The sequence below is a fragment of the Prosthecobacter sp. SYSU 5D2 genome (genome assembly GCF_039655865.1).
Taxonomy (GTDB): Bacteria; Verrucomicrobiota; Verrucomicrobiia; order Verrucomicrobiales; family Verrucomicrobiaceae; genus Prosthecobacter.
This window is the reverse complement of record NZ_JBBYXL010000013.1, coordinates 1-17466: the sequence shown is the minus strand read 5'-3', so window position 1 is coordinate 17466 and position 17466 is coordinate 1. Positions and strand designations below refer to the sequence as shown.

17 protein-coding genes and 1 pseudogene are annotated in these 17466 nt (G+C 60.8%); 11 read left to right on the top strand and 7 right to left on the bottom strand.

The annotated features are described in order from the left end of the window. Positions 1 to 2: 2 nt before the first annotated feature. Positions 3 to 563, top strand: coding sequence for a YaeQ family protein (locus WJU23_RS20160; RefSeq protein WP_346334423.1), 561 nt, complete (start codon positions 3 to 5; stop codon positions 561 to 563). Between the two features lie 12 nt (positions 564 to 575). Here WJU23_RS20160 and hflX read toward each other — a convergent pair whose 3' ends face one another. Further along, positions 576 to 1904, bottom strand: a complete 1329-nt coding sequence (gene hflX / locus WJU23_RS20155; RefSeq protein WP_346334422.1) for a GTPase HflX — start codon at positions 1902 to 1904, stop codon at positions 576 to 578. Positions 1905 to 2058: 154 nt separating this feature from the next. Here hflX and WJU23_RS20150 point away from each other — a divergent pair, with 154 nt between their 5' ends. The 6 genes from WJU23_RS20150 (at position 2059) to WJU23_RS20125 (ending at position 6703) form a co-directional block, all read left to right on the top strand. After that, positions 2059 to 2571 carry a hypothetical protein gene (locus tag WJU23_RS20150; protein WP_346334421.1) on the top strand — a complete coding sequence of 171 codons (513 nt, stop codon included), beginning with the start codon at positions 2059 to 2061 and terminating at the stop codon, positions 2569 to 2571. 80 nt (positions 2572 to 2651) lie between these two features. Continuing rightward, complete coding sequence (locus WJU23_RS20145) at positions 2652 to 3668, top strand: alpha/beta hydrolase (protein WP_346334420.1); 1017 nt, start codon at positions 2652 to 2654, stop codon at positions 3666 to 3668. Between the two features lie 99 nt (positions 3669 to 3767). After that, entirely contained in the window at positions 3768 to 4721 is a 954-nt protein-coding gene (locus WJU23_RS20140; RefSeq protein WP_346334419.1) for a hypothetical protein, read from the top strand. A gap of 9 nt (positions 4722 to 4730) precedes the next feature. Next, entirely contained in the window at positions 4731 to 5381 is a 651-nt protein-coding gene (locus WJU23_RS20135) for a hypothetical protein (RefSeq protein WP_346334418.1), read from the top strand. Between the two features lie 40 nt (positions 5382 to 5421). Further along, a complete protein-coding gene (locus WJU23_RS20130; protein WP_346334417.1) occupies positions 5422 to 6195 on the top strand; it encodes an aldolase/citrate lyase family protein in 774 nt (257 codons plus the stop codon). Next, the gene (locus WJU23_RS20125) at positions 6164 to 6703 is read left to right on the top strand and encodes a hypothetical protein (RefSeq protein WP_346334416.1); all 540 of its coding nucleotides are present in this window, start codon (positions 6164 to 6166) and stop codon (positions 6701 to 6703) included. Before WJU23_RS20130 ends, WJU23_RS20125 begins: the two co-directional genes overlap by 32 nt. On the opposite strand, the gene WJU23_RS20120 is transcribed toward WJU23_RS20125, so the two are convergent. Then, on the bottom strand, positions 6700 to 7086 hold the full coding sequence (locus tag WJU23_RS20120; RefSeq protein ID WP_346334415.1) for a helix-turn-helix domain-containing protein: 387 nt from the start codon (positions 7084 to 7086) through the stop codon (positions 6700 to 6702). The two genes, WJU23_RS20125 and WJU23_RS20120, sit on opposite strands and share 4 nt — an antisense overlap. Positions 7087 to 7147: 61 nt before the next feature. Here WJU23_RS20120 and WJU23_RS20115 point away from each other — a divergent pair, with 61 nt between their 5' ends. Then, positions 7148 to 7759, top strand: coding sequence for a DinB family protein (locus tag WJU23_RS20115; protein WP_346334414.1), 612 nt, complete (start codon positions 7148 to 7150; stop codon positions 7757 to 7759). A gap of 74 nt (positions 7760 to 7833) precedes the next feature. Here the strand turns inward: WJU23_RS20115 and WJU23_RS20110 are convergent, their stop codons facing one another. After that, positions 7834 to 8070 (bottom strand): hypothetical protein, encoded by a 237-nt coding sequence (locus WJU23_RS20110; RefSeq protein ID WP_346334413.1) that lies wholly within the window; start codon positions 8068 to 8070, stop codon positions 7834 to 7836. Between the two features lie 114 nt (positions 8071 to 8184). Here WJU23_RS20110 and WJU23_RS20105 point away from each other — a divergent pair, with 114 nt between their 5' ends. Next, positions 8185 to 8523, top strand: a complete 339-nt coding sequence (locus WJU23_RS20105; RefSeq protein WP_346334412.1) for a hypothetical protein — start codon at positions 8185 to 8187, stop codon at positions 8521 to 8523. Positions 8524 to 8622: 99 nt separating this feature from the next. Here WJU23_RS20105 and WJU23_RS20100 read toward each other — a convergent pair whose 3' ends face one another. After that, positions 8623 to 10410 (bottom strand): ATP-binding cassette domain-containing protein, encoded by a 1788-nt coding sequence (locus tag WJU23_RS20100; protein WP_346334411.1) that lies wholly within the window; start codon positions 10408 to 10410, stop codon positions 8623 to 8625. A 105-nt stretch (positions 10411 to 10515) separates the two neighbouring features. Here WJU23_RS20100 and WJU23_RS20095 point away from each other — a divergent pair, with 105 nt between their 5' ends. After that, positions 10516 to 12057, top strand: coding sequence for a hypothetical protein (locus WJU23_RS20095; RefSeq protein WP_346334410.1), 1542 nt, complete (start codon positions 10516 to 10518; stop codon positions 12055 to 12057). Between the two features lie 6 nt (positions 12058 to 12063). On the opposite strand, the gene WJU23_RS20090 is transcribed toward WJU23_RS20095, so the two are convergent. The 3 genes from WJU23_RS20090 to WJU23_RS20080 form a co-directional block, all read right to left on the bottom strand. After that, positions 12064 to 13200 (bottom strand): ROK family protein, encoded by a 1137-nt coding sequence (locus WJU23_RS20090; RefSeq protein ID WP_346334409.1) that lies wholly within the window; start codon positions 13198 to 13200, stop codon positions 12064 to 12066. Positions 13201 to 13290: 90 nt separating this feature from the next. Further along, a complete protein-coding gene (locus WJU23_RS20085) occupies positions 13291 to 13719 on the bottom strand; it encodes a hypothetical protein (RefSeq protein ID WP_346334408.1) in 429 nt (142 codons plus the stop codon). Between the two features lie 26 nt (positions 13720 to 13745). Continuing rightward, positions 13746 to 15629, bottom strand: a complete 1884-nt coding sequence (locus tag WJU23_RS20080) for a KUP/HAK/KT family potassium transporter (protein WP_346334407.1) — start codon at positions 15627 to 15629, stop codon at positions 13746 to 13748. Positions 15630 to 16255: 626 nt separating this feature from the next. Between WJU23_RS20080 and WJU23_RS20075 the strand changes: the two are divergent. Further along, positions 16256 to 17466: pseudogene (locus tag WJU23_RS20075) on the top strand (RNA-binding protein); the annotation flags it as partial.

The following is a 17466-nucleotide window of genomic DNA, read 5'->3' as shown; positions in this document are numbered from 1 at the left end:
TTATGGCACTCAAAGCCACCATCCACAAAGCCAGCCTCGAGATCTCCGACATTGATCGCAACCAGTACAGCGATCACAACCTCACCCTGGCACGCCATCCTTCGGAAACGGATGAGCGCATGATGATCCGCCTCCTGGCCTTTGCCCTCAATGCCCCGGACAACAACGACCAGGGCACCCTCGAATTTGGCAAAGACATGTGGGAGCCTGATGAAGCCTGTCTCTGGCAGCGCGACCTCACCGGGTTGGTCGTCCATTGGATCGAGGTCGGCCAGCCGGATGAAAAACGCATCACCCGTCTGTGCAGCCGCGCCGCCCGCGTCACCGTTTACAGCTTCAGCTCCAGCACCGCCACCTGGTGGGCAGGCATCGCTGGCAAGCTCACCCGTCTCCGCAACCTCACCGTGTGGCAGGTCCCGGCGGACCAGAGCCAGAAGCTCGCCGCCATGTGCCAGCGCTCCATGAGCCTGCAGATCACGCTTCAGGACGGAGCCCTCTGGATTGGCGATGGCACGGAATCCGTGGAGATCACCCTGCAATCTTTGCAAGGCGGTCCAGAATAAGTCCCGGCGGCGTCAGCTCGCCGGCACGGCTTTGCCCGCTTTTTTCTTTTTTACCAAAAAGCTGGTGAAGCGGGACTCAAAACGTTTCGGTACCACACACTGGATCTCAGCCAGGCCGCGGTCGTAATTTTCCGCCAGCACCTTGCCCTCCTGATGCGCCAATGCCACCAGGTCCATTCGGTCCAGGGGGATGCTGAGGTCCAGCCGCACCACGCGGTCGATCAGCATGTCATGGACGCGGTGGAAAAGATCCTCCATGCCCTGGCCGGTCTTCACGGAGATGAAGATGCCTTCGGGGAACTGGCGTCGCAGTTCTGTCTGCCGCTCATCGTCAATGAGGTCGGCTTTGTTCAATGCCAGGACCACCCGCTTGTCCCCTGCGCCCAGCTCGGCCAGTACCTCGGTGGTGGTTTGATAAAAGCTAAATGCATGGGGTGAACTGGCATCCACTACATGGATCAGGAAATCCGCCAGCACAGCCTCCTCCAGGGTGGCCCGGAAGCTCTGCACCAGATCATGCGGCAGGTTGCGAACAAAACCCACCGTATCCGTCACCAGCATGGCCTGGCCGTCCGGCAACTCCATCCGCCGCGTCGTCGTGTCCAGAGTGGCGAAAAGCTGGTTCTCCACATACGCATCCGCATCCGTCAACCTGTTCAGCAGGGAGGATTTCCCCGCATTGGTATAACCAACGATGGCGGCGTGAGGAACCGGCACGCGGCTGCGCTCTTTGCGCATTGTATCGCGCTGCTTTTTCACCTCCTCCAGCTCCGCCTTCACGCGGTCCAGCTTTTTGTAGGCCATCCGCCTGTCCACTTCGAGCTGGGTTTCACCCTCACCACGGGCCGCGCCAGCACCGCCGACACCACCGCCTGCACCACCGCCTTGACGGTCAAGGTGAGCCCACATCCGCGTCAGGCGCGGGATGGAGTATTCCATGCGTGCCAGCTCCACCTGCAGCCGCGCCTCGCGGGTCTTCGCCCGCATGTTGAAGATGTCCAAAATCACCTCATGGCGGTCAATCACGCACAGGCCGGATTCGCTTTCCCAGGCCCGCTGCTGGGCCGGGGAGAATTCGTTGTCGAAGACGATGCACTCTGCCCCGGCTTCCTTGGCCGCGTCCATCAGCTCCTTGGCCTTGCCTTTGCCGATGAGATGCCGCGCCGTCATTTCCCGCGCAAAGACCAGCTCCGTCGCCACCACCTCGATGCCCAGCGTCTCCACCAGTTCCTTCAGCTCTTCCAGCAGATCGGTGGATTCCTGCACCTTCCGGCGGTCAAAATAAGCCCCGACAAGAAAGGCACGGTCCACGTTCTGAGGCTTTTCACGAATATCAAACATCGGCTACCTATACCGAGCATCGCTCACTTGCCAAGCCCGGTCCGCTCACCCCCACCCCATCTCCATTCAGGTTCCGTCATTCGGATTTCCTCATTCACCTGTCAGCACCGCCAGTTGCCCTGCGGCGTATTCCATGCCACAGACCCTCCTGCCCATGACCCGACGCCTCCTTGTCCTCGCCAGCCTTTGCCTCCTCACCCTCACCGCCTGCGGGCCGGTGGACCGGGAAGGCCTGCGCCTGGACACTTATGAAACCGACGCCACCGAGGCCCTCGTGAGGGAGATCATCCGCACCCTGCCGGACCCTAACCCAGGCGTGCCGAAAAGTTACTCCATCTCCCTGGGAGAAATCGTCCCCAACCGCGACTACACCCCCGCCAGCATTCCCTTTCTGCGCCGGTTTGACGACCTGAATCTGCGCATGATCAGTGCCTCCGTCCTGACTACCTCCGATCTGGACAACCTCATTGTGGATCCAGAGCGCGGCATCGCCGTTTACGTCATCCAGATCCGCCTGATGACGACCACCAGCCCCACCTCGTGGGAATACGAGGCTGGCTGGTCCTATAAAAAGCACTTCCAACGCCGCACCTGGGCCGTCGCCATGGAAGGGGAAAAATACACCGTCACTGACAAAGGTGTGCTGGATGGCAATTGGAAACCTTGAGCCACGCATGCTGGCGCTGGCAAATGCGGCCGCTTATTGCGTTAAGATCAGCAGCGGCCCCATCGTTAATGATTTCTGCCATGCGTCCAACCCATCTCGCCTTAGCCGTCCTCTGCGCCTTTGCCGGAACCGTTTCCCTTTCCGCCCAGGAAAAGCCCGTCAAACCCAAGACCCCGGCGAAAGCCCCGGCCAAACCCAAGGCTGCCGCCAAGCCTAAAACCGCCCCGTTGCCCACCCCGACGATGGCCAACGTCGCGTATGGCACGCATGAGCGTCAGGTCATGGATTTCTGGAAAGCGGAGTCGGATAAGCCCACCCCGCTGCTGTTTTTCATCCACGGCGGCGGCTGGATGGCGGGTGACAAAAACCGCGCCATCGCGGTGGATAAATACCTTGCCGCAGGCATCTCCGTCGTCTCCATTAACTATCGTTATGTCTCCCAGGCCCACGCCGCAGGCATCAAGCCCCCGGTCAAGGCTCCGCTGGAAGACGCCGCCCGCGCCTTGCAGTTCGTCCGCAGCAAGGCCGGCGAGTGGAACCTCGACAAGGAGCGCATCGGCGCTTCCGGCGGCTCGGCAGGTGCCTGCTCCAGCCTCTGGCTGGCTTTCCATGATGACCTGGCCGATCCGAAAAGCAGCGACCCCATCGCCCGCGAGTCCACCCGCCTCTGGTGCGCCGCCGTCAGCGGTGCCCAGACCAGCCTGGACCCCCAGCAGATGGTGGAATGGACGCCCAACAGCACCTATGGTGGCCACGCCTTCGGTTTCATCACCACGGATCCCAAGAAGCGCAAAGACCAGTTCGCCCTCTTCCTGGCCGGGCGTGAGGAGATCCTTCCGTGGATTCAGGAATACTCCCCTTATGCCAACGTCACCGCCGATGACTGCCCCATCTACATGACCTATGGTGCGCCGCCCGCGCTGGGCCAGGACCAGAAGGACCCCACTCACAGCGCCAATTTCGGCGTTAAGCTCCAGGAAAAGCTCCAGAGCGTCGGCGTTCCTTGTGAACTCGTTTATCCCGGTGCCCCGGAGGTGAAGCATGCCCAGACCTACGATTACCTCATCGCCCGGCTGAAGGCACCCTCCGCCCGCTGATCTGGCGTCGGTGCCGCTTTGACCCGGTGATTTTTCGTCTGGTCAAAATGAACGCTCGTGCATAAAAAGGGGACTGTTTAGTACCAGCCCCCCTTTTGCATGAAAAACCTCCTTATCCCCGTTCTCGGCGCGGTCAGCATCATCTCCATCGGTGCCGTGGCCTGGCTTTTGGCCACCCCGGCTTCCGTGGATCCCCGATCCGTGAAGCTGGAATCGGAACTGCAGGAGGCCCGCCAGACCATCGCCAAGCTGCGGGCCGAGCTCGCCCGCAAACCCGCCGCCCAGCCCGCCTCCACCCAGCTGGGCAGCGCCGCCACGGACTCCCCGGCCCCGGCCACCGCAGCGACAGACAGCCAGGGCAATCTTCAGGAAATGCTTCGTACGCCTGCCATGCGCGCCGTCATTGACGAGCAGCAGGCCGCGCAGATTGAGGTGGGGTATGCCCAGCTTTTTGAGCACCTCGGCCTCAACCCGGAAGAAAGGCAGAATTTTAAACAGCTCCTCACCGCCCGTCAGAAGGCGCTCACGGATCTCAGCCTCCAGCTCATGAACCCCAACCTGACGCCTGAACAGCGCCAGGAGCTCATCGCTGAGGCCAAGAACCAGCAGTCCGTGTACAACGCCTCCATCCAGAAATTCCTGAACGAACCCCGCGATTACCAGACCTTCCAGCAGTGGGAAGCCGTGCAGCCGGAGCGCACCCAGTATGACACCATCGGTCGTAGCCTCTTTGGGGCCTCGGGCGAGCCCCTCTCCCCCGAGCAGGAGCAGCGGTTGTTCACTCTCATGGCCCAGGTCCGCACCAGCCCTTCTTCCGTCGGCGGCCTCAATGACCAGACCGGCACCGACCCCAACCTCCTCACCGATGAGGTCATCGCCCAGCAGCTGCGCCAGATCCAGGACAACCACCGCATCGTCGCGGAACGTGCCCAGGAATTCCTCACCGCCGGTCAGCGGCAGACGCTGAACTCCTATCTGCAACAGCTCGAAGCCATGTCCCGCTCCAGCATCAACGTCTCCAAGATGATCCTGCGCGGCGCATCCGGAAACTGACCTGCCCCCATGCAGCAGCGCAGCGTCCAGCCGGAGCTTTTGGAAACCCTCCCTCATGACCACCCGGATGCCCTGCGCAGCCGGGAGGATCTGCTCACGGTGAATGCCGTCATGGGCAACCATCGCTGGATCGCTCGCATGCTCCGCCGCCATGCCCGGCCCGGCTGGCGCATCACGGAAATCGGCGCTGGCGACGGCGCCCTCTCTCTCCAGCTCGTCCGGCAGGGCCTTTGCCAGCAGGCGGATTTGCACGCCTTTGACCTCGCCCCCCGCCCGGCCACCTGGCCCTCCGCCGCCGCCTGGACCCAGGGGGACCTTTTCGCCCAGCCGCTGCCGCCTTCGCAGGTCCTCATTGCGAATCTTTTCCTGCATCACTTTCAGCCCCCGCAGCTCCTCCTGCTTGGCTCACGCATCCCGGCGGAGACTAAAGTCATCCTCGCGGCCGAGCCCGCCCGCTACCGCATCCATACCCTCCTTGGCCGCCTGCTTTGCAGCCTCGCCCAGTTTCACTACATCACCCGGTATGACATGCAGGTCAGCATCCGCGCCGGGTTTCGCCGCCAGGAACTGCCAAATCTTTTAGGAATTGAAACCGGTTGGGAGATCACCGTTCAGGAGACCGTATTCGGTGGCTACCGCATGATGGCCTTGCGCTCCTGACATCGCTGCTCACGGCCCTTCTGCCAGCTCCCGCCCACCCATGAGAAAATCCAAAATCCGTCAGAAACTCGATGCCGGTCAGGTCGCCCGCGTCTGTGCCCTCGGCTCCAATGTTCCCTATTATCCCCAAATGGCCGCCCATTTCGGCTACGACGGCGTCTGGGTGGATGGAGAGCACCGCGTCTGGGACCCGCGCGAGATTACCGAGCTCGTCGCCCGCCATCATCTGGCCGATATCGACTGCCTCTTCCGTCCCGCCACCACGGAGAAAAGCGGCATCTCCCGCCTCCTGGAGGATGGCGTCGCCGCCCTCATGATCCCCCAGGTCAATGATACCGCCCGCGCCCGCCATCTCATGGAAGCCGCCAAATTCCCCCCCGTAGGCGATCGCGGCCTGGACGGCTCCGGTGTGGACGCCGGCTTCTGGATCCAAAAAGGCGACGACTACATTAAGCAGCGCAACCACGAAACCGTCCTCATCCTCCAGATTGAGACCCCCCAGGCCCTTGAGGCCATGGCCGACATCATCGCCATTCCCGGTGTGGATGCCCTCTTCCTCGGTCCTGGGGATCTCTCTCTCCGCCTCGGCTGCACCGGCTCCATCCGCGATCCCCAGATCCTCGATGCCGCCACCCGCCTCGCCGCCGTTTGCAAAGCCGCCGGCAAAGCCTGGGGCATGCCCGTCGGCAACATCGAAGACGCCAAAACCGTCGTGGACCTCGGCTGCCAGATCCTCGCCATGGGCAATGAATTCTGGGGCATCCACGACCACCTCAAATCCAATGGCGAACAGCTCCAGTCCCTCCTCGGCTGACCCCGAAACCGGCAGCGTCCTGCCCTACACCGACGTCAAGCCCGTCGGCGCAGCCGATTTCTACACCGCCGTCAACGCCACTTTCCGCTTCATCCAGCGGCGGCTCGGCCATGACGGCCTCCTGCGTTATTGGGCAGAGCTGGGCCGCAGCTACTACGCCCCCGTCACCCGCCGCTGGCAGGCCGGCGGCCTCCCCGCCGTCGCCGCCCACTGGCGCGCCTTCTTTGCCGCCGAGCCCGGCGCCGACGTCGAAGTCACCGAGTCCGAAAGCGAAGTTACCGTCCAGGTCCACACCTGCCCCGCCATCAAATTCCTCCGCGACCACAACCGCGAAATCCACCCCACCTTCTGCCACCACTGCTACCACGTCAGCACCGCCATCGGCGAAGGTGCGGAGGTTGAGGTTCGAGTCTCTGGAGGCAACGGCACCTGCACCCAGCGCTTCGCCAAGGCAGGTCACTTCCCCACGCCCCAGTCTCCCGAGGATATCCAAACCGCTACCTGTTAATCCCCCACCAGCCCCAGCCGCGTCCCCTCCTCCCACGCCAGGCCCCAGTCCTTCATTGCCCGCACCACCGGCAGCAGCGCCGTACCCTTGTCAGTCAGCGCATACGCGAGATGCCGCGATCCCCCCGCATCCCTCACCTGGCACACCACTTCGTGCTCCAGGAGCCGCTTCAGTCGCTCGGTCAAAATATTCGTCGGAATTCCCTCGGGCGAAGCCAGGAAATCCTTAAACCGCGCCTTCCCCAGCAGCAGATCCCGGATCACCAGCAGTGTCCACCGGTCTCCCAGGATGTCCAGGGTGCAGGCCACCGGGCACGGCGACCTCCGCCCGCCGCTCTGCGCTGGCTTCTCCTCATTCTTCTTTCTCGGCTTCACAACAGACATCCTCCAACCTGCCTAAAACTTTACTTGCAATCAACAAGTAACTTGCTTGCATATCGCAAGTATGAATGAGCTGACAAATCCCGCCTCCACAGCCGTCGCCCCCCATCTTGCACCCCCCGGCGCAGGCCTGCCCCCGCTGGAGATGTTCTTCGCCAGGCTCATCTTCCGCTGGCAGGCCCGCCGCACCTCGTCAGCCGCTGCTGCCGTCACCTTCGTTCAGGAGCAGGCCGCCATCCTTGCCCTCATTCACCGCACCCCCGCCGCCCACCTCGCCCAGCCCGTGCTCATCCAGCGCCTGCCCGGCCTGGAGGACAGCAGCCGATATTGGTCCCTGCTCATGGTTCTGGACCACCTCCGCATCGTCAACGTCCAGATCGCCCAGGTGATTGCCAGCCTCCTGCAGGACCGCCTGCCCGCTCGTGCCGCCAGCACCGCCGCCGTCAAGCCCAGCCCCCACGTCACCCCGGACGTCATCGCCACCTTCGACCAGGCCTGTCACCAGCTCAGCGAAACCGTCGCCTCCCACCCCGCCCCCGCCCTCCAAACTCGCCTCAAATTCCCCCATCCCTGGTTCGGCCCCCTCACTGCTGCTCACTGGCACTTCATGTCTGCCTTCCACATGCGCCTCCACCGCCGCCAGATGGAACGGATCAGCGCCCGTCTTGCCAAATAAAATGTACGGCTGCAGTGCGTCAGGCCTGGAGGCTTACCGATGTGCGCAGGGACCGGGGCTTTTGACAGGCTCTGCTACACTTCCGGTGGAAGCGTGATCTGGATGATCACATCTTCCCATTCAATGGTGATGATGGTGGCTTCCTCCAGCGAACCGTTGAACTCCGCCAAGACCTCTTTCGTTTTCGCTTCTGCCTCGAAAGGGTCAATGACGACCGGAGAGGGCTCCGCTCCTAGAAGGGCTGTCGTGAGCATCAAAGCGGGCAGCAAGACCATCATCCAAAGCCTGGACAGAAAAGGGAGCGCATTCATTCTGCTTCTGAATAGGAACAGGCAGGCTCCATGGATGTATGCTCATGCAGGATATTGAAGGGGTCCGCCTTTTTCCCATTGAAAGCCATAGGAAGGGCAACGACCCCTAACCGCATGTCGAGACTCGTCGTCCTCAAGATTTTGGCATTGATGCTTCTTCAGGCGTGTGAAAGCCGCTGCCAGACCCAGGGGCTCAACCACAGCAGGATCCATGAGCTGGATGGGCTGATGCGGAAACTTAACACCACGTCATTAAAAGAAGTCTTGATGTGGGACGGCATCGTTTTCTCCAAATCGGATCATGTCCACCTGGATCGGGCGACGGGAGCCTTTAAAATCTGCGGCACGCCCCAGTTTCGCGCCCAGGCCGCCATCTGGTTGAACGAGGTCAACCGGGGGCGGATCCAGGAGATGATGGCCGGTTTGGACGCCCAGACAAGTTGCTTCCCATAAAGCAACCGGACTGTACCAGCCCCAAAGGGGCGACAAAAGAGCCCAGCATATTCACAGACTTGCCACCTCCTGCCTGAGTCGTTACAAACATTCGTCATTCTACTCCCACTGGCTGTTCTTGCTGCCCACATAGGCCATACACAGGCCGATGACCACATGCGCCAGAAGCACAAAGGCGGCGAGCTCCGCCGAGACCAGGGAGGTGTCGGTGACTTTTTTCACGGCGTCGTAAAAGGCGGTGTCACTGAGGCTGCGCAGGCTGCCGGACCAGGCCCAGAAGGCGGCGATGAAGGGATTCACCGCGCCTTCCAGCCAGCTTGGCAGCGTGAGCACCGCGCCGGAAAGGGGCAGTTGGAAACCGACCAGGTAGATACTGAGGATGGTGGCTTTTTCCGGGCTGCGGCTCAGGGCGCTGATGCCCAGGCAGATGCTCGTCATCGCGGCGGAGGCCAGGACCAAAAGGACCAGCTTCACCAGCAGATCCCCTGGCAGGCCACCGACGACCATGTCCACAAACAGCCCCATCCACAGGCTTTGCGCCAGCACAAAGACCCCCAGGAAAAGCACCTTGCTGATGAGATAGGCCAGCGTGCTGAGCCCTCCCAGTTTCTCGCGTTCCAAAATCAGCCGTTCACCGGAGATCTCGCGCGCGGCGTTGTTGCTGGCCATCAGCGTGACCAACACCACCTGCAGCATGATGAGCCCGCTGACGATGCCCCCGGCCTGGAGCTGCTCGAGCTGATGCTCGGCCTGCCTTTGCATCTCATAGACGATATCTCCATCCTGCCGCTGGTTGAGCTGCTTCAGCGGGGCGATGCCATCCAGCGCAAAGATGACCACCAGCAGCGGAAAGCCAAAGAGCATGGCCAGATGCAGCCACACCTGGCCCTTGTCCCGCCGGAAGATCGTCCAGCGCCGCGACAGCAGGGTGAAGACCTGGCTGAAGAGGCCCGGCAGCTCCTCAGAAGCCAGCGGGTGCGGCTTGTCCCCGTCGGAATCTGTGTCCTCCGGCTCCCCGGCGCCGGACTCCCGCAGAATTTCCTTCTTGGGCCCGAACTCTGGCATGTCCTTCTTTTCCATCAGCATCTGCTCGTAATAGCTGCGCTTTTTCTGCCAGGATTCATGCCACTCCTGGGCCTCGCGCTGGGTCAGGCGCAGATAGACATCTTCAGGATGCTCCACGGTAAAGTAATGAGTGAGCAGCTTCGGCGGGCCATGGTAAACGAGCCGCCCCTGATACATGACCAGCACGCTGTCGAAGGCCTCCAGGCTGGCCAGGCTGTGGGTGACATTGATCACCACCCGGCGTTTGTTTTCCTGCGCCAGCACGCGCAGCAGCGAAGTGATCTCATGTTCGGACTTCGGGTCCAGGCCGCTGGTCACCTCATCGCACAGCAGCAGGCAGGGATTGGTGACGAGCTCCAACGCCAGGCCCAGCCGCCGCTTCTGGCCGCCGGAGAGCACCTTCACCCGCCGGTCCGCCAGCTCCGTCAGGCCCGTGACGGCCAGGATGTGGTCCAGCTTGGTTTCAAAGTCATCTGATCCCGGAAGCTGCGTGCGCAAGGACATGCTGCTGACCACGCATTCCTCCACTGTCAGCAGATCATGCGCGACGCTGAACTGCGGCACATAACCCAGCTCCCCTGGATGCAAATCCTCCTCCTCCTTGAGGTCTCGGTTCTCCCACTTCAGCACGCCATCACTCTGCTCAAGAATGCCCGCGATGACCTTCAGCAGCGTCGTCTTGCCACAGCCGGATGGGCCGACGATCGCCATCAAATGACCCTGCGGCAGGCTGAAGCTGACCTCGCGCAAAAGGTGCAGGCTTTCCGCCTCCGAGCCAGGAGGGGCATCCACTTCAAGACCGATGTTGATGGATTCAAGCATACGCGGTTGTTATACCGGGTATGGAGAACCGCGTGGCAAGATAAAGTCTCTCCGGGTGAACATTTTTTTGCGTTCACCGGCATTCTAGGCAGTTATGCTGGCCATATGAGCAAGCGCACCCGTCGTCGTTCAGGCAAAAGCTCCCGCTGGCTGTTCGCAGCTGCCGGTCTGGTGGTGACGGGCATCGTGCTGATATTGCTGATGCCCATGCTGGTGATGAACTGGGTGCGCGGCTACCTCCAGGAGGAGGCCTTTCGCAGCCGGATGGAGCAGGCCTTTGGGCGCCAGATGCAGGCGCAGGTCACCCTCTCCCCTCTGCGCTGGACGGGCGACGAAGTCACCGCCACGGAAGCCGGCCTGAGCACCGCCACCGGCTGGCAGGCCCGCCTGAACGGCTTCCACACCACGCTGGACTGGAACGCCTTCCGCCAGGGCAAATGGCGCACCGTCGGCACCGGCGTGGATTCCATCACTGTCGAGCATCTGCCTCAGGCCGTGGGCGCAGCGCCCGCCCCGGCCAGGGCATCCACCCCGCCGCCGGAAGTCCAGATTGAAGCTGCGGACAGCGGCATCCCCGCCTGGCTGCGCCGGTATCTGCCCACCGAGGCAGAGGTGGATGGCATCCGCGTGGACCGTTTCACATTGCTTCATCCCGGACCGTGGAACCTGCGGGATGCGGGGGTTCGCCTCAGCACCTGGCAGCAGGGGGAGACCTCCCTGCAAGGCGTGGTGGAGGGCGGCATTGTCGAGACGCCCATCATGCTCCCGGCGCAGACGGTCCCCATGAAGCTGAACCTCAGCCGGGCCTCCGTGCGGGTCAGCCGCGATGACTTGCATCTGAAAGAGGCCACGCTGACCTGGCTGGAGGCGGGCGAGATCACCGCGCGCGGCCACCTGCGCCCCCTGGACGGCACCTGGGAAGGCAGCGCCAGTATCACCGGCATCCCCCTGCGCGAATGCCTGACGGAGGACTGGCGCATCCGCCTCAGCGGCAAACTGGACGCCGACCTGAAAGCCCGTGGCAGCAGCCTTTCCGCGCCTGTGGTCTCGGGCCGGCTGGAATTGCGTGAAGGCGTGCTCACCGCCCTTCCCATTCTTGACGAACTTGCCAGTTATACCGGCGTGGAGCGCTTTAAGCGCATTGTGCTGGATGTCGCCACCTCTGAAGTCACAGTCAACGGTAGCCGCCGCCAGTTTGACAAAGTTATCCTCCAATCCAACGGTTTGTTATACCTGGACGGAAACCTGCTCGTCGAGGGTGACCAGATCGAAGGTCACTTTTTGTTAGGCGTGACGCCGGAAACCCTGAAGTGGATCCCCGGCGCGCAGCAGCATGTCTTTACCAGCACCCACCCCACAGGCCCTGCCGGCATGTTATGGACATCCTTGCGCATCACCGGCAGCATGCAGTCACCCCAGGAGGACCTGAGCGCCCGCCTGGCCGCTGCGGCAGGCAAGGCGGTGCTGGACGGTGCCGGCCAGATCGTCGGCCAGGGCAGCGAGCTTTTGCTGACCCCAGTTCTGGGCAAGGAAGCCGCAGTGCTCCCGGGCGGTGTGATCAAAGAGGCCACCGATACGACAGGCAAGGCCGTGGAGACCGGAGTCAGGCTGCTGGAAGGAATCGGGGGCGGTTTGTTAGGCCGCTAAAAGGTGTTAAATGTGGTTAGGCGACCAGTCTTCCATCGCCAGGCTGGCTGCTCCCAGTGCCCCGGCTTCGTCACCCAGTTGCGTGCAGTTCAGGATCAGGGGAATGTCGTTCAAAGCCGGCGCGATGCGCAGCGCCGCCTTCATGATGGCGCGGCAGAAGGGCTCTCCCAGCGCGGTCAAGGGTCCGTGCAGCAGGCACAGGCGCGGATCCAGCAGCAGTTGCACGCAGGCCAGCACCCGGCCGAAATCTTCTGCCACCCTGTCCCAGCGCTCACCTCTTTCGTGGGCCAGGCTGAACAGGGCCGTGTACAGGTCCTTGGGCACCGGGGCGGTCTCGCTCAGGCCGGCCAGCCGCCGGTACACCATGGGGGCGCTCAGGCTGTGATGCAGCTCCTGGGCCGCGCCTTCCCCGGCCGTCTCCCATGGCCACAAGCCAATCTCGCCCGCAGCATGATTGGCCCCGTGCATCAACTGGCCACCTTGCACGGAGGCGATTCCAAACCCGCTGCGGGCAGCGACAATGAGGTAGTCCTTCTCCTTCTGGTGGCTGCCAAACCACCGCTCGGCCAGCGCGATCGCCCGCAGGCTGTTTTCCACCCTCACCGGCACGCCAAAGCGATGATACAGGCTGTCCCGAAGGGGGATGTTTTCCCAGCCGGGAATGAAGTCAAACCTCAAACAGACGCCGGTCCCGGTATTGACCAGACCGGGTGCTCCCACGCCGATGCCCAGCAAGCGGAGCGGCTGCTCATGGATCATGTGTTTGAGAGCATCGAAAATCAGGTGCTGGATTTCGGGTGCTGCGGGCTTGTTGGGCAAAGGAATTTCCATGGCACCCATGGCCATTCCAGCAAAGTCCACGCCGGTCAGTTGCACTCGGTTGGCCGTGAACTCCACCCCCGCAAACCAGCCTGGCACGGCACTTGTCCTAAGCATCCGCTTAGGCCTTCCCATGCTGCCATGCTCCAGGCCTGTTTCGGTCAGATGCCCCGTGGCCAAAAGCTGGTCCACATAGATCCCCACCGTCGAAGCCGAGATCCCCAGGGTGCTGGCCAGGGTGGTCCGGGAGGTCGCTGTGCCGCTTCGCACATGCAGGATGATGGAAGCGTACAAGTAACGCAGATCAGAGGTTTTTTGACGCATGGATTGGGGGGAGGGGAAATAATTACAGAATGCTTGGGGCGTCAAAGGGGATTTTAACGTCCTTTTTCCTCCCCCATCCTGGGAATAGTATCAGTCCAAATACTCGCCGCTAACCACGTCTTCTTCAGCAGCATCTTCATGAATTCCCTGGCGGATCACCTGCTCGGTCATCTCGTCCAGATAGTTCTTTAGCACCGCACTCAGCTCCAGAAACTCCGGCCACAAGGTCTGGTCCACAAAACTGCGCGGCACGCGCACCATGACGGTGGTGCGTCTCTGCCGCGCATACCTGTAGGGCCGCAGGGAATACCGCCGCAGCAGGGCGATGAAGAGCTTCTTGGACCAGGCATCCGTGAGGGTGAACTTGTATTCGATGGCGGCCTCGGTGCGCACCGTTTCCTGGAGCCGGCGGGTGATGCGTGCCATGGCATCCGCAGCCGCCTCCTTCTCGCCTGCCGTAGTAGCGCCTGCGTACAGACGCTCGATCTTCCTCAGCTTTTCCAGGAGGTCCTTGTCCATTGTTACACTTTAGGTTAACCCGGCCCTCACACCTCGAGCTGGATGCCCAGCTCGCAGACCTGGCGTGGCGGCAGCTCAAAGTATCCTGTCGCCGGGCGGGACATGCGGCTGAGGGTGACGAAGAGGTTCTTCCGCCAGCGGGCCATCTTGCCGGGGCCGTTGGTGAGGAGGATCTCCCGGCTTTGATAAAAGGTGACGGCCCCGCGCTTGAGCTTGGTTTTTTCAGTGAGGGCGTCGCAGAGGTCGTCAAACACTCGCGGCGATTCCGCAAAGCCGTAGCGCAACACCACGCGGTAGAATTCATCGCAGTGCTGCTCGATCTCATGACGGGCCTCCTGGCCCACATGGGCGACGTCTTCAAACTTCACGGTCAGCAGGACCACCTGTTTGTGCAGGGCTTTGTTATGCTTCAAGTGATGCAGCAGCGCCAGCGGCAGACCGTCCGCACTGGCGGACATGAACACAGCGGTGCCCGGCACGCGGATGATGCGGTCCTTTTGGATCTCTTCGATCAGGAAGCTCACCGGCAGCCGGCCACGCTGCATGGCCTGGAAGAGCACCGCCCGCCCGTCCATCCAGGTTTTCATGATGATCCAGATGACCGCAGCCATCGCCAGCGGGAACCAGGCGCCCTGCATAAACTTCACCAGACTGCCGGCCACATACCCGGCCTCGATGGTGACAAAGACCATGACCGGGAGAAAGGCCTTCCAGAAAGGCCAGCCCCAAATGCGGCGCGAGACAAAGAAGAACAAGATGCTCGTCAGCAGCATCTCCAAGGAAACGGAAAGGCCATAAGCAGAGGCCAGCGCACTGGAGGTCTGGAAGCCGATGACGAGGGCGATGCAGGCCGCCATGAGGATGAAGTTCACCTGCGGCATGTAGATCTGGCCGCGCACATCGGGGTTGGTATGGACGATCCTCAAACGCGGCAGGTAACCGAGCTGCACGGCCTGCTGGGTCAGGGAGAAGACGCCGGTGATCATGGCCTGGGAGGCGATGATGGTGGCCCCGGTGGCCAGGATGATCATGGGCACCAGCAGGCCCTGCGGCACCAGGTGGAAAAAAGGATGCTCTAGGGCGGCAGGATCATGCACCACCAGGGCACCCTGGCCGAGGTAGTTCAGCGTCAGCGCCGGCCAGACCAGGACGAACCAGGCACGCTGGAGCGGCTTGTGCCCAAAGTGGCCGATGTCCGCATACAGCGCCTCACAGCCGGTCACCGCCAGCAGCACCATGCCCATGATGACAATGCCGTGATACCCATGGTCCCACAGATAGAGGATGCCCCAGTGCGGGGAGAGGGACTGGATCACTTCCGGGTGCTCCAGGAAGCGGTATAAACCCAGCCCGCCCAGTGCAAAGAACCACACAATCATCAGCGGCCCAAAGGCCACGCCGATCTTCGCGGTACCATGCTTCTGCACCATGAACAGGCCCATAAGAATGCCCACGGCGATGGGCACCACCCAGTGGCTGAATTCCGGATTGAGCTGCTTCAGGCCCTCCACCGCCGACAGCACCGAGATGGCGGGGGTGATCATGCCATCTCCGTAGAGCAGGGACGCCCCAAACAGCACCACCATGAGCACCACGCCTTTGCTTCTGGGTGACAGGGCCTCCTTCTTGGAGCGCAGCAGGGAAAGCAGGGCAAACATGCCGCCCTCGCCCTGGGCGGTGGCATAGCTGAGCAGGCTCAGGTACTTGATGGAGACCATGATGGTCAGGGACCAGAACATCAGCGAGATGGGTCCATAGACCATCTCCACCCCGTGCACAGCCGGATCGTATCCGGCATGGTCCAGGCTTTCCCTCAGGGCATACAGGGGGCTGGTGCCAATGTCCCCAAAGACCACACCCAGGGCCACCAGGGCCAGGGACCAGTTGTTAGACGCTTTATGTTCGGACATCGGGATGCTCCGGGAGAGCCGGACATAAATCTAGAACGGGAAACCCCTGAATCAACCGGGTGTTTGCGGGGGTTGGGAGTTCGACGACGCCATCGTGAGCAAGTATGGCCGGGCGTGCGCCGCACGGACCGCAATTCCTGAGGACCGGGCACGAACTGACACTCTGGGAAGGGGCGCTGTTCTCGGCTTAGGTTTGATATATGGTGTGGCTTTGGTCAAAGGATTGAGGAGGAGTGCATCTCTGCAAGATCCAAAAGGCTTAAAAATTTCGTCTTGCTAGACAAAATAACCAAAATATTATTGAAATAATTTCTTAATTTTGAGGACTTTGTTCTGGCCAACAGCGAGTTACTGTACAACGATCCGTGTTATTGTGGTGTCTTGAAACGGATTCAACGTGAACAAGATTTCGCGAAACGAGTATGAATTAAGGGCTAGTGAACGAATAATCCCTGCTGGGCAACCCACCCGATTGAAAAATGCGACTATGGCGGAAAAACCAAAAAAGGACAGCCCGACCGAAGTCGGGCTGTCACAGCGATACATTAATTGCTCCTTGGTATGGCCAAGTGGTGTTTACATGGGCCTGTATTGAACTCCATTGCGCTGAGACTTCAACCTAAATTATGACGAACCAGTCGATCATTCCGCTCCCGTCCACTGCCGACGGGCTTGAATCAGAGAGCGATGTGGAGCAGAAATTCCTCGCCCCCTTTCTGTCAAATGCCCAACCCTTTGGCCTGACAATTCCACCCACATGCATCTTTACCAAGGCCAATATTCGGGCCTTCAGCATCGGGAAAGGCACCTCTGCCAAACTTTATTACCCCGACTACCTTGTCGTATTCTATGGATTGCCTGTGCTCGTGGTGGAGGCGAAAGCCCCTGATGTTGCAGATTTGATAGAAGCCGCCCGCGAAGCCCGGTTGTATGCAGGCGAAATCAATAGTTGCTATCCTTCGGGGATCAATCCCTGCATTTTTTGCCTCGTATCGAACGGCATGGTGACCGAGCTTCGGAAAAGCGACAGTGATGAAGTCATTCAATCATTTTCCCTGCAAGATGCCCACGCAGGTACGGAAAGCTTTGCTGCAATAGTTACTGCACTTGCTTGCAAAATGCTAATGCAATGTGCTGGTGAGATTCACGCGCGTTTGAAACCCCGAAAGTTCGAACGACCGCTGAATCTGATTGGTGGCACTTCCGCTCGTAATGAACAAATCGAATATAATCAATTCGGACGCTTACTTACATCTCGATTCCAGAATTTATTCAACCCTAGTAGCTGGGAAGATCGCAAAAAAATTGTCGAGGATGCTTACGTGCCATCGCGAAGAAGAACCCGATACGTCGACGAGATTGACAGTTTGATTCGTTCATCGGCCCCGCCCGTCGTAACTCAGGCCCAGCTCATTGAAGACACTGGTACACCAAAGGAAATAACTTCTCGCCTGTCTCAACCCAACGAATTGCGCAACAAAGTTCTCCTACTTATCGGAGCCGTAGGATCAGGGAAATCCACATTCGTGGACTACTTGCAGAACGTAGCGCTGGCCCCAGAACTTGTGGCTGCCACAACGTGGGTTCGACTCGATTTGAATGAAGCTCCAGTGTCTGTCAATGAGGTTTACACATGGTGTCGGGCTTCCATCATTAATGGACTTCGAGAAGCCTTTCCGCAAGTGGATCTGCTGTCCCCCGTAGGTGCACGCAAACTCTACAAAGATGAGGTCGATGATTTCGACAGCTTCAATGCTGAGTTGTTCCCCCGCGAGTCACTTGAATACAAGACACGCTTTGCAGACCTTATTACATCCTTGCGTCGTGACGATGCTGG

Bases quoted from the DNA above. Each gene is read 5' to 3' on its own strand.
- WJU23_RS20160 (WP_346334423.1), top strand. From the start codon at position 3: ATGGCACTCAAAGCCACCATCCACAAAGCCAGCCTCGAGATCTCCGAC.
- hflX (WP_346334422.1), bottom strand. From the start codon at position 1,904: ATGTTTGATATTCGTGAAAAGCCTCAGAACGTGGACCGTGCCTTTCTT.
- WJU23_RS20150 (WP_346334421.1), top strand. From the start codon at position 2,059: ATGACCCGACGCCTCCTTGTCCTCGCCAGCCTTTGCCTCCTCACCCTC.
- WJU23_RS20145 (WP_346334420.1), top strand. From the start codon at position 2,652: ATGCGTCCAACCCATCTCGCCTTAGCCGTCCTCTGCGCCTTTGCCGGA.
- WJU23_RS20140 (WP_346334419.1), top strand. From the start codon at position 3,768: ATGAAAAACCTCCTTATCCCCGTTCTCGGCGCGGTCAGCATCATCTCC.
- WJU23_RS20135 (WP_346334418.1), top strand. From the start codon at position 4,731: ATGCAGCAGCGCAGCGTCCAGCCGGAGCTTTTGGAAACCCTCCCTCAT.
- WJU23_RS20130 (WP_346334417.1), top strand. From the start codon at position 5,422: ATGAGAAAATCCAAAATCCGTCAGAAACTCGATGCCGGTCAGGTCGCC.
- WJU23_RS20125 (WP_346334416.1), top strand. From the start codon at position 6,164: ATGGCGAACAGCTCCAGTCCCTCCTCGGCTGACCCCGAAACCGGCAGC.
- WJU23_RS20120 (WP_346334415.1), bottom strand. From the start codon at position 7,086: ATGTCTGTTGTGAAGCCGAGAAAGAAGAATGAGGAGAAGCCAGCGCAG.
- WJU23_RS20115 (WP_346334414.1), top strand. From the start codon at position 7,148: ATGAATGAGCTGACAAATCCCGCCTCCACAGCCGTCGCCCCCCATCTT.
- WJU23_RS20110 (WP_346334413.1), bottom strand. From the start codon at position 8,070: ATGAATGCGCTCCCTTTTCTGTCCAGGCTTTGGATGATGGTCTTGCTG.
- WJU23_RS20105 (WP_346334412.1), top strand. From the start codon at position 8,185: ATGTCGAGACTCGTCGTCCTCAAGATTTTGGCATTGATGCTTCTTCAG.
- WJU23_RS20100 (WP_346334411.1), bottom strand. From the start codon at position 10,410: ATGCTTGAATCCATCAACATCGGTCTTGAAGTGGATGCCCCTCCTGGC.
- WJU23_RS20095 (WP_346334410.1), top strand. From the start codon at position 10,516: ATGAGCAAGCGCACCCGTCGTCGTTCAGGCAAAAGCTCCCGCTGGCTG.
- WJU23_RS20090 (WP_346334409.1), bottom strand. From the start codon at position 13,200: ATGCGTCAAAAAACCTCTGATCTGCGTTACTTGTACGCTTCCATCATC.
- WJU23_RS20085 (WP_346334408.1), bottom strand. From the start codon at position 13,719: ATGGACAAGGACCTCCTGGAAAAGCTGAGGAAGATCGAGCGTCTGTAC.
- WJU23_RS20080 (WP_346334407.1), bottom strand. From the start codon at position 15,629: ATGTCCGAACATAAAGCGTCTAACAACTGGTCCCTGGCCCTGGTGGCC.